This is a genomic window from Companilactobacillus paralimentarius DSM 13238 = JCM 10415, assembly GCF_001434985.1.
Taxonomy (GTDB): domain Bacteria; phylum Bacillota; class Bacilli; order Lactobacillales; family Lactobacillaceae; genus Companilactobacillus; species Companilactobacillus paralimentarius.
This window is the reverse complement of the sequence record NZ_AZES01000007.1, coordinates 1-11907: the sequence shown is the minus strand read 5'-3', so window position 1 is coordinate 11907 and position 11907 is coordinate 1. Positions and strand designations below refer to the sequence as shown.

Below are 11907 nucleotides of genomic sequence, written 5' to 3'. Positions count from 1 at the left end.
TTTATGGTCTAACTGTTAACTTGAACCGCCATCAACTTGATTTGACGAACAGCCATAATAATCAAGTCATGATTACTATCTCTATTTTTGTTACATATGTTTTTCAATCCAGTCCCAAACTTCTTCTTTACCATACTTGGTATCAGAACTAAATAATTGTAGACCATCGGTTTGATTGATCTGCATTGCTTTTTTAACTTGACTAATAGTCTTATTCCACTGATTTCCCTTAACCTTGTCCATCTTCGTAGCCACGATTAACGTAGGAATATGATAATAACTAACAAATTGATACATTGAAATATCATCTTCACTTGGTTGATGACGACCATCAACTAAAATGACTACCCCTTTCAAAACATCACGAGTAGTTAAATATTCTTCAATCATCACTCCGAACTCTTCACGTTGTTTTTTGGAGACCTTAGCAAATCCATATCCTGGGACATCGACAAGATACAGTTGATCTTCAATATTATAGAAGTTAAGAGTTTGCGTTTTACCTGGCGTACTAGACGTTCTAGCAAAGCTTTTACGATTGATAAGAGTATTTATCAAAGAAGACTTTCCGACGTTAGAGCGGCCTAATAAGGCTATTTCTGGATAACCTTCACTTGGATATTGTTTTGAGCTTACAGCACTCAAATTCATTGACACATTATTTACCTGCATAATTCACCTCAATGAAGTAATTTTACCATAAACAAAAAAAGCTGCCCACTAGGCAACTTCTCCATTTTTAAGAATCAATTCTGGTTCTTTAACTTTTCTAACTGCTTCTTTAGTTACTTTGACACTTTCAACGTCATCACGACCCGGAATATCAAACATAGTATCGAGCATTGTTTCTTCAACAATGGATCTCAAACCACGGGCACCAGTATTTCTTTCAATTGACATCTTAGCAATTTCCTTCAAAGCACCATCAGTAAAGATCAGGTTGACCCCATCCAAGCTTAATAGTTCCTTGTATTGCTTAATAAGAGCATTCTTTGGCTTTGTTAGGATATCAACCAAATCACTCTCTGTAAGCTTCTCAAGTGCTGTTACGATTGGAATACGACCGATAAACTCAGGAATAATACCAAATTTCATCAAATCTTCAGGGATAATTTGTTGCATCAAACTCTTCTCTTCAGCAATTGTTGCTTGTTGTTCAGCGCCAAAGCCTATTGTCTTATCGCCTAAACGATTCTTAACGATTTGTTCGATACCATCAAAGGCACCACCAACAATAAAGAGAATATTAGTTGTATCGATTTGAATTAACTCTTGTTGAGGATGCTTTCTACCACCTTGTGGTGGCACGCTAGCAATTGTTCCTTCAAGAATTTTTAGAAGTGCTTGTTGAACACCTTCACCAGACACATCACGAGTGATGGAAACATTCTCGCTCTTCTTAGCAATCTTATCGATTTCATCAATATAAACAATACCATGTTCGGCCTTATCTACATCGAAGTCAGCATTTTGCAAAAGTTTCAAAAGAATGTTCTCAACATCTTCACCAACATAACCAGCTTCAGTTAATGTTGTAGCATCTGCAATTGCAAATGGTACCTTCAAAATACGAGCCAAAGTTTGAGCCAAGAATGTTTTACCGGAGCCGGTAGGTCCGATTAAAGCAATATTACTCTTTTGTAACTCTGTTTCACCATCTTTAAGGTGTTCCATTTTATTAATTCTCTTGTAATGATTATAAACGGCAACTGATAATGCCCTCTTCGCATCAGTTTGTCCAATTACATATTCATCAAGAATCTTTTTGATTTCTACAGGTGTTGGAATGTTTTCAAGATCCATTGGAGTTGAATCATTTAATTCTTCATCAATGATTTCTTTACATAAATCGATACATTCATTACAAATGTACACACCTGGTCCAGCAACAATTTTCTTAACTTGATCTTGCGTTTTACCACAGAACGAACAGCTAATTGTGCCAGTATTTTCTGTACTATCAAACATAGTTATTCTCCTTCAATAGTTCCAATTACTTTGAAAGTCTAGCATTGTAATAACTTTGAGTAAAGTAATTAGTTTGAAGCCATTGTTTTTACAAAAAAAGGAAGCCCAGTGGCTTCCCCTATCTTAGTTCACAAAAACATTATTTTTCAACAGCTGAGTCAACGATCAATTCGATGGCCTTCTTAGCGCCGATATCATGAGCAAGCATTTCATCACTAAGTGCATTTCTTACAGCGGATTCTTCCATCTTGTATTCATCTGCTAGTGACTTAACTTCACTCTTAATTTCGTCTTCTGTTGGCTTGATGTTTTCTTTAGCTACAATTGCTTCGATAACTAAGTCAGTCTTTACACGTTCTTCAGCATCCTTAGCAAATTGTTTCTTCAAGCTTTCTTCATTTGTACCTGTCATTTGATAGTACAACTTAGGATCGATACCTTGACGACGTAGGTTAGCCAAATATTGGTTCAATTGATTGTCAACTTCTGTATCAATCATAGCTTGTGGAATGTCATCGATTTTGGCATTCTTAACTGCTCCAGCAATTGCTTCTTCTTGAATGTTTTCTTCAGCAGTTTCTTTCTTTTGATCCTTGATTTCATCATGAAGTTTTGTCTTCAATTCTTCAAGTGTATCAACGTCTTCATCAACATCCTTAGCAAAGTCATCATCTAACTTAGGTAATTCTTTTGATTTAACTTCATGGATCTTTGTCTTGAAGATTGCCTTTTTACCAGCAAGTTCTTTAGCTTGGTAATCTTCTGGGAATGTAACATTTACGTCAACATCTTCATCAGCAGCATGACCAATCAATGCATCTTCAAATCCAGGAATGAATGAACCTGAACCTAATTCAAGTGAGTAGTTTTGTGCGCTACCACCATCGAATTCTTTACCATCAACAGAACCAACATAGTCAATAATAACTGTGTCGCCCTTTTCAGCCTTACCGTCTTTAAGAACAAGTTCAGCTTGTTGTTTTTGAAGATCTTTTAGACGATCCTCAACATCAGCCTTCATAACATTACGTTTTTGTTTCTTAACTTCGATGCCCTTGTATTCACCAAGTTCAACATCTGGTTTAACTGTAATAGTTGCAGTAATAGCCCATGGCTTGTCTTTTTCCATTGATTCAACACTGATTTGTGGTTGGTCAACAGGTTCTACCTTAGTTTCATCAACAGCACTTTGGTATGCATCTGGTAGAACAGCGTTCAATGCATCTTCGTACAATGCTTCTTCACCGTACATACGGTTAAAGATTTGGCGAGGAACTCTTCCTTTTCTGAATCCAGGAACATTTAAGCTCTTCTTAACACGATTAAAAGCAGTATCTAAACCTTTTTTAATTGTATCTTGGTCAATTTCAAATTTTAATTCACCAGTATTGTTTTCTTTTTTTGTAAATTTAGCCTTAGCAGACATTTATATTATCCCTCCGGTATTTCAACGATCTCATACTTTGTAATATTACCCTAAAATGGTGATATTGTAAACATTTGACGTTATTTAATAGGTTTTTTAAGACATCATTTGTATATTATATGACACTTTTTACGATTTTTAAATATCTTAGTCATAAAAAATAGCCATAAAAAAAAGAGCTGGATTAACCAACTCTTTTTTAATTATCATTACCACTTAGAAATTAGTCTAAGATTTCTGTAACAACTCCGGCACCAACAGTACGGCCACCTTCACGAACAGTAAATCTTGTACCATTTTCAATAGCAACTGGAGCAATCAAGTCAACTTCGAAAGTAACTTGGTCACCAGGCATAACCATTTCTACACCATCTGGTAGTTCAATAACACCAGTAACATCAGTTGTATGGAAGTAGAATTGTGGACGGTAGTTTGAGAAGAATGGAGTATGACGTCCACCTTCTTCTTTACTCATGATATAAACTTCACCCTTGAACTTGTTGTGAGTTTGGATTGAACCTGGCTTAGCAAGAACTTGTCCACGTTCGATTTGATCACGGTTAATACCACGTAGTAAAATACCAACGTTATCTCCGGCTTCACCTAAATCAAGTGTCTTACGGAACATTTCTAGACCAGTAACAGTTGACTTCAATACTTCTGGCTTCAAACCAACGATTTCAACTTCGTCACCAATCTTAATTTCACCACGATCGATACGACCAGATGCAACAGTACCACGACCAGTGATAGTGAAGACATCTTCAACAGGCATCATAAATGGTTTTGTATTATCACGTTCTGGTGTTGGGATGTATTCATCAACAACATCAAGTAATTCTTCAACGTGTTTGATTTCTTCTGGGTCACCTTCAAGAGCCTTCAAAGCTGAACCACGGATAACAGGAATGTCATCCCCTGGGAAATCGTATTCTGATAGAAGTTCACGAACTTCCATCTCAACTAGATCAACTAGTTCTGGATCGTCAACAAGATCAGTCTTGTTCAAGAAGACAACGATGTATTCAACACCAACTTGTCTAGCAAGCAAGATATGTTCACGAGTTTGTGGCATAGGACCATCAGTTGCAGCAACAACAAGGATAGCACCATCCATTTGTGCAGCACCAGTGATCATATTCTTAACGTAATCAGCGTGTCCTGGAGCATCGATATGTGCATAGTGACGCTTTTCAGTTTCGTATTCAACATGGGCTGTGTTGATAGTAATCCCACGTTCCTTTTCTTCTGGGGCCTTATCGATATCAGCATAATCTTCAGCCTTAGCTAAACCTTTGTCAGCCAATACCTTAGTGATTGCAGCTGTTAAAGTAGTCTTACCGTGGTCAACGTGACCAATTGTCCCAATATTTACATGGGGCTTTGTTCTCTCATAATGTTCTTTTTCTGCCATTACAAAGAATCCTCCTAAAATTTCATTTCATAAGATTGATCCAAAGAAAATGTTCTTTAGACGACTCTTTACTGAAAAATTATACTACTTTCAGAGGTGAAAGCAAAGTAATTCAAAGCAAATCACCGACTAAAAATATACTCTTTGGATTATACGGGGAGTAAACGAAATTGTAAATACTCAAAGCGAAAAAAGTTGTTTTTTTTCACTCTTGGAAGGCATTTATTAGTTCATCGAACCTTTTCAGCCAATTATTTACTTCCTTCAACCCCTGATTATCACTTATTTGTGATTCATCAACTAAACGATACCTTAAAAGCATGGCTTTTGTCCAGAGTCTTGGACTTTTTATTATTTCATCCCCAAACGGATAGACAAATGCAGCATATAGTGACAACTCACCTTTAAAGTTTTCGAGTTGAGAATCATTTTCGTCAGTTAATAATTTTTCTAATTCGTCGCACATTTTCAAATAGACATCAGTTGACATAATAGGCATTAAGTCACTCGGATTGCAAGTTTTATTTTCACCGTAGAATGAAATATCTACAGTTTCGTCAACTCCAAGCTTTAATAAATTCTCTAATGCTTCACTCTTCAAAAGCGGATGTAGCAAGGGATTAACTAATAAAATTTTTGCATTTTTCACATAATCATCCTTGTTAAATTGTCGCAAACTTCTTAACAACTGAATTTGTTTCGGAGTTGATTCTGTAACGATAGAATATAGTCTTTTTGACAATTGATTCTTCTCTGGTTTAAAAGAACGTTCATGACGATCTTCAGCAACTTTTATTCGTTTCGTTATATCCTCCACAAATTCTGGCTTGATATGTGGCAATGTCTCTATGTCATAAAAATTTAACATTTGATTAGCTAATAGAAAGTCATTATTTTCTAGAATAATATCTAAAGCTAATTCAGCCGTTTCCGGTTCACTGAGGTAATAATTAAAATAATCTAAGATTACAGCTTCAGCGTCACCAGGCCTTTTTTGATTCAACAAAGAAGCAGCCAACCCCCTGTTAATTGAGAATGACTGCTGCATTGCATATGCCTGCGTATATAAATCTACTGCTTCAGACCAAACGCCTTGTTCAAAGGCCTCTTCCGCCTGATCAATAATTTTTTTTAGATTATCTGAGTCGTCCATACAATACCTCAACAATATCTAACTAATTAAATCAGTTTATTTTTTGGCTTTTCTATGTCTATTCTGGTTTACTTCCATAATTACAGGAAGGATTACCGGATGACGATTAGTTTGTTCATACAAGAAGTGATTTAACTTGTCGCGAACATCTTGCTTCAAATCAGACCAATCAAAATCTTTGCTGTTTTGCATATAGTCTACAATCGTTTTAACAATGATATCTGAACTTTCGCTCAAAAGATCACGGCTGGCACGCATATAAACGAATCCACGAGCCGTAATTTTAGGCTTAGCAACAACTTTCTTCTTTTTACGGTCTATTGTAGCTACCGCAATGAAAACACCGTCCTCAGCTAATAATTCACGGTCACGTAGAACAATACTTCCAATATCGCCAACGCCTTTTCCATCAATCATGGTATCTCCGGCATCAACAGCTTTAGCTTGATAGAATTGACCATTTTCGTAATTCAAGACATCTCCCTTTTTAGTAAGGAAAATATTTTGATAAGGAATACCTGTTTCATGCGCAATTCTTGCATGGGCATCCAAAAGACGATATTCCCCTTGAATAGGAATAACATTCTCTGGGTTCAAGAGGTTAATCATCAATTGTAGGTCACTCTTATTGGCATGACCTGATGAATGTTTATCATCACTCAAAGCTTTAACTTCAGCACCTGTTCGATAAATAGCATCTCTAGCTTTGGCAACAGTTGTGTCCATAGCATGTGAAGGAGTCGTAGCAATAAATACTAAATCTCCCTCTTCAATTTGAAACTTTGTCTTAGCGGCTGGATTAGCCATTTTACGAAGAACCTTGACCGGTTCACCCATCTTGCCAGTTTCAACAACCACCAATTTATTATTGTCAAAGCCCTTTAATTCCTTAGGTTTTAAGATCAGTTCTTTATTACTAATCTTCAAATAACCTAAGCTCATGGCTGTCTTAACAATTTTCTCAGCATCTGTTCCTGATAGGAAAACTCTTCTTCCTGTCTTGTCAGCAGCATCCAAAACTTGTTGCATTCTTTGAATATTTGAGGCCACTTGAGCCACAATAATACGACCATTATGGTAACTGAATGTATCCAAAATATATTCATAGATATCACGTTCGTTAGAATTCTCATAAGGGGATTCAGCATTAGCAGAATCACTCAATAAAGCTAAAACACGTTCACTACCAATTTTAGCAATGCGACCATAATCAGTCTTATAAACCGGTACAGCAGCTTGATCAAACTTAAAGTCACCGGTATAAACGATTTGGCCTTCTTCAGTCTTAATAACTGTTCCTAAGGAACCAGGAATTGAGTGAGTCATTTTAAAGAATGAAACTGAAGCCTGCTCAAAATCAATAGCTGTGTTTTCATCGATAACGTGGAAGTCTGAGAATTTCTTGCTACGGCTGTCATTTGAACAAACAATCTTGGCTAATTCAATCGTCATTTCTGAACCGAATACAGGAATGTCGTAATCACTGATTAGGTATGGCAAAGCTCCGATTGCGTCTGCATGACCATGTGATAGGAAAATACCCACCACTTTATCAATATTCTTCTTGATGTAAGTCATATCTGGTACGACAACGTCAATTCCATAAAGATCATTATCAGGATATTGCAAACCAATATCCAAAATATAGATCTCGTCATTTACTTCTACCGCGTACATATTTTTTCCATTTTCACGTACGCCACTTAACAAAATTATTTTAATTTTTTTGCTCATTTTCATCTCTCATTTCATTAAAATAGCATAGATCATAATATCCTATTGTGATTTTTAAGTCTTTTAAGACTATTTAAGCTATACCTGTTTGTTATTCTACCATACGCGAGACGATATATAAAAAAAAGCGAAAAAAAAGAAGCCTCCCAAATGGGAAACTTCTCAAATTGATATTAACGACGTAGACCTAATGATTTGATCAAATCATGGTAACGTTGAACATCCTTGTTACGTAAGTATGCCAATAGATTACGACGGTGACCAATCTTCTTCAATAGACCAACATATGAGTGGTGGTCTTTCTTGTTAACTTTTAAGTGATCATTTAGAGAATTAATATCATAAGTTAAAACAGCAATTTGTACTTCTGGAGAACCAGTGTCTCCATCTTTACGTGCGTATTGCTTGATAATTTCATTTTTCTTTTGTTTTGAAATAGCCATTTCATTCACCTTTTCCTTATATATTTAGCCAAACTATGTCTGCGTTGGTGATTCGTCAAACAGAGCATGGTTAACACAACTAACTAATTTACTACATAATGAGTAATATTGCAATAGTGTAAAAAAAATCGACATTTCATTGCATTGCCAAAGCTAATTATGTATAATTCTATGTATTGAGTTTTAAGCTTACTAGGTAATCGGAGGTGAAATTGATGCCACAAATTAAATCAGCTATGAAACGTGTAAAGACTGCACAAAGTGCAACTCTTCGCAATGCTTCACAAAAGAGCGCTATGCGTTCAGCTATCAAAAACTTTGAAACTTCAGCTGCTAACAACACTGACAACAAAGAAGATATGTTTAGAACAGCAGTTCGTGCTATTGACATGGCTAAAGCTAAGGGTCTAATCAAGGCTAACAAAGCTGCTCGCGATAAGTCAAGACTTGCTAAATTGAATTAATCTAAGCGACCTATTATTGGTTGCTTTTTTATTTCTTTTAAAAAAGGAGTTCAGATATTATTCTGAACTCCTTTTTGCTATGCAAATTTAGCTATAAACAAATCAAACAGTAATTCCTTGTCTCCTTGTCCTGATTTAATTTGATAGTCTAGATTCACCAAATCCTGATACATAATTACTAATTGTTTCATAATCAATTTTTTAGATTGTCTATGTGACAATTTTACTCGATAAGGATGTAATTTAAGGTTTTTAGAAATCGTAGCTTCTGTTAAGCCTCTTTCAGTTAGTACCTTAACTTGAATCAAAAGACGCAATTGGGACATCAATATAGCAATCAAGAGTATCGGATCAATTTTTTGTAACAAGAATTGGTGGTAAAGTTCTTCAGCCTGATAAATATTTTTGCTCAAGATTTGATTCATCAAATCAAAAACATTGTCTTCCAATGACTGTGGTACCAATTCTTCCACTGCCTGTTTATCAATCTTCTTTGATTGTAATGCATACATCTTTAATTTAACCAATTGATTCGTTATTAAAGAGTAATTACTCTTAGTCTTGTTTATTAATAAATCCAAAGCTTCCCCATCTATTTGATAACCGTCAGCTTTTAAATCATTTTGAATCGTTCTAGTTAGAACTGGCCCTTCCATTTGACCAGCATCAACCACCGTTGCTATCTTCTTTAACTGTTTAACGATCTTTTTTCGAGCATCCAATTTATCGTATGAGGCAAAGATCACCATGATTGTTGAAGGTGTAGGATTTTGAATATACCTCAATAGTAAATCTGTATTTTGTTCAACAGCATTCTTAGCTCGTTCTGCCGTTAAAAAATAAGGGTTTTGAGCGAAAACTAATCTTCGTTCACCAAAAAATGGTGCAGAGATAGCCTCATTAATAACATCATCTAAAGGTGTCTCTTCCAAATCAAAACTAGAAAAATTCATATCTCGTTCTTCAGGCGACATGATATCTTTAAATGATTTTTGAATGTCCTTAATAAAAACTTGTTCTGCACCGGTAATCAAATAGACATTGCCCAAATTACCTTGTTTTAAATTACTTTTTAATTCTGCTATTTTCAAACGAGTCACCCTTTAAAAAAGTTGTTATCTTTTCTCTATTACCGAAAAAATCGTAATACCAAGATATCATACCATAATCAGCCGTATTTAAATATTTTACATGATGATTTTCCAGTCGTTGCAGAGTCTCATGATTGGGATGTCCGTAGCGATTATTAACTCCAGCCGAGATCAAACCTAATTTAGGTTGTGTTTTTTCCAACAATTCATCCCCAGTTGCCGTTTTTGATCCATGATGACCTAGTTTTAAATAATCAATTTTGAATTGATAATCCTTCAATATTTTTTGTTCCGAAGGAATATCTAAGTCCCCTGTAAAAAGCCATTTTTTATCTTTAATCTGCGCTAATAAAGTAAGAGAATCACTATTCTCTCCCTTTCCTTTCGCCTTTGGCCAAAGAACTTGCCAATTTATGAAACCGGTCTTTATAACATCCCCTTGACGACGACTTTTGAATTCAATTTCCGGATGATCCTGAATAACTTTTTGAATTCGCAAGTTCTGATCCAAGCCAATCCCAAAATTAACTTGTTTAACAGGAAATTTATTCAATAAAATTTCTAAATTTCCAATATGATCAACATCCTTATGTGATAAAAAGAGTTTATCGATTTTTGAAATACCTTGCGATTTCAAAAAAGGAATCGTACTATGTTCGACTTGATTGCTACTGTCTCTTTTAGCCCAAGGATTAGTCATAAATTTTAATTTGCCCGCTGTATCGATAAGAAAAGTTTTTCTTATTAACGGTGTTGTTACTAAAATACTATCTCCTTGACCTACATCAATTATATTTACTGATCCACTCAAAGGAAATTTATTGATTGTTACACCAAAAATAAAAATGATTAAATATTGATATAAATACTTATTAAGAATATTTTTACTTTCAACATAAAAGATACTTATTATCACCAATAGAACAACTGTTAAAGTATCTAGCTTACCCGTCACCAACATAAACTTGGTATTACTAGAAAAATAATCTAGAAGACTATACATACTTCCAAATAAATTATTTATATTATTCCAAATTTTTAAATTAACTGATAGCGCCGAAACAAAGGTTAGAGGTAATATCACGTAAGTGAATAGAGGAATAAAAATCAGATTGATCAATAAGGTCAACCAGTTAAACTGATAAACATAAAAACAAATTACTGGTAGACTGACCAAGTTCATTTTTAATGTCATCCAAATGAATTTAGTGTTTTTATACAAGTACATAATAGCAAAAGCTAACAGAAAACTAAGTTGACCTCCCATAGTTGTTATAGCCCGTGGATCAACGAACATGCATATCAACAATGTCACACTAAATACATCAAGACTACTCAATGACCAATCAAATTTTTTAAATATGATTCCAACCATTGCCAAAACAACTGCTCGCCAAATACCACTTTTCGAACCAACTAAAATACCGTAGCTTGGCAACAAAAATAGCATTAACGTATCAACTAGTTCTAGAGGAATCTTAAAAAAAGATGTTAATTTTCTAATTAGGGTCAGAATTATTAACACGTGTAGGCCTGATAAGCTAAAAAGGTGAATAATTCCCAAAGAACTCAAAATCTTTAAAAAATCTTTATCTGAGGAATCAGTGTAACCAACTATCAAACTCTGAGCATGTATTCTTAGCCATTTTGGTAATTGTGCTAAATATTTAATGATATGAATTCGTAAAATATTTATTCTATCCTTAAAATTTCGTGGTTGGTATTCTATAAGCTTTTTAAACTTCGTAATTTCTACCTGATAATAAATATTCTGTTTAGTTAAATACTTAGCATAGTTAAATTCACCAGGATTACGTGGCTGAGCTATTGGCTCTATTTTCTTAACTTCCAATTTTGCCTGAACCATGTGATCTAATTTTTTCCAATACTGTTGTTCACGTTGTGTTTTTATTTGATAAACAAACTTTACTGTCTCTCGATCAGCTTGTAATTCTCCCGTCAATAAATCTCCATTAACTGCAATTGAATCTGGTGCTACTATTCCGTTCTGAATTTGTGGCACAGTCACTGGCGGTTTTATTAACCAGCAACGTCCAGCAAATACTACAGATAAAGCTATAATCAACAAATTAAGATTTTTATTCTTAAGCAAGGCAACTCTTATTATTAATAATAGTAAAAAAATAATGAATAATTTATTTTGGCGAATTTTATAATCAAGTTAGCCACTTTAGAAAAATGACAAAATAAAAA

General features: G+C 34.7%; 10 protein-coding genes. 1 reads left to right on the top strand and 9 read right to left on the bottom strand.

What is annotated here, in order from left to right; translation table 11 throughout:
- Positions 1-90: 90 nt before the first annotated feature.
- The 7 genes from yihA to rpsO form a co-directional block, all read right to left on the bottom strand.
- Positions 91-672, bottom strand: coding sequence for a ribosome biogenesis GTP-binding protein YihA/YsxC (gene yihA, locus FD33_RS00355; protein ID WP_025085879.1), 582 nt, complete (start codon positions 670-672; stop codon positions 91-93).
- A 48-nt stretch (positions 673-720) separates the two neighbouring features.
- Complete coding sequence (gene clpX, locus FD33_RS00350; RefSeq protein ID WP_025085880.1) at positions 721-1968, bottom strand: ATP-dependent Clp protease ATP-binding subunit ClpX; 1248 nt, start codon at positions 1966-1968, stop codon at positions 721-723.
- A gap of 139 nt (positions 1969-2107) precedes the next feature.
- Complete coding sequence (gene tig, locus FD33_RS00345; protein WP_025085881.1) at positions 2108-3394, bottom strand: trigger factor; 1287 nt, start codon at positions 3392-3394, stop codon at positions 2108-2110.
- 223 nt (positions 3395-3617) lie between these two features.
- Positions 3618-4808 (bottom strand): elongation factor Tu, encoded by a 1191-nt coding sequence (tuf, locus tag FD33_RS00340; protein WP_054643611.1) that lies wholly within the window; start codon positions 4806-4808, stop codon positions 3618-3620.
- A gap of 205 nt (positions 4809-5013) precedes the next feature.
- On the bottom strand, positions 5014-5961 hold the full coding sequence (locus FD33_RS00335) for a tetratricopeptide repeat protein (protein WP_025085882.1): 948 nt from the start codon (positions 5959-5961) through the stop codon (positions 5014-5016).
- A 36-nt stretch (positions 5962-5997) separates the two neighbouring features.
- The gene (locus FD33_RS00330; RefSeq protein ID WP_056955654.1) at positions 5998-7695 is read right to left on the bottom strand and encodes a ribonuclease J; all 1698 of its coding nucleotides are present in this window, start codon (positions 7693-7695) and stop codon (positions 5998-6000) included.
- A 173-nt stretch (positions 7696-7868) separates the two neighbouring features.
- Positions 7869-8138, bottom strand: a complete 270-nt coding sequence (gene rpsO / locus FD33_RS00325; RefSeq protein WP_056955653.1) for a 30S ribosomal protein S15 — start codon at positions 8136-8138, stop codon at positions 7869-7871.
- A 215-nt stretch (positions 8139-8353) separates the two neighbouring features.
- Here rpsO and rpsT point away from each other — a divergent pair, with 215 nt between their 5' ends.
- Positions 8354-8602 carry a 30S ribosomal protein S20 gene (rpsT, locus tag FD33_RS00320; RefSeq protein WP_025085884.1) on the top strand — a complete coding sequence of 83 codons (249 nt, stop codon included), beginning with the start codon at positions 8354-8356 and terminating at the stop codon, positions 8600-8602.
- A 77-nt stretch (positions 8603-8679) separates the two neighbouring features.
- Here the strand turns inward: rpsT and holA are convergent, their stop codons facing one another.
- Together holA and FD33_RS00310 are read right to left on the bottom strand one after the other, a co-directional pair.
- Entirely contained in the window at positions 8680-9702 is a 1023-nt protein-coding gene (holA, locus tag FD33_RS00315; protein ID WP_227005185.1) for a DNA polymerase III subunit delta, read from the bottom strand.
- Positions 9668-11839 carry a DNA internalization-related competence protein ComEC/Rec2 gene (locus FD33_RS00310; RefSeq protein WP_268870507.1) on the bottom strand — a complete coding sequence of 724 codons (2172 nt, stop codon included), beginning with the start codon at positions 11837-11839 and terminating at the stop codon, positions 9668-9670. The genes holA and FD33_RS00310 overlap by 35 nt, the downstream gene beginning before the upstream one ends.
- Between the last annotated feature and the right edge of the window lie 68 nt (positions 11840-11907).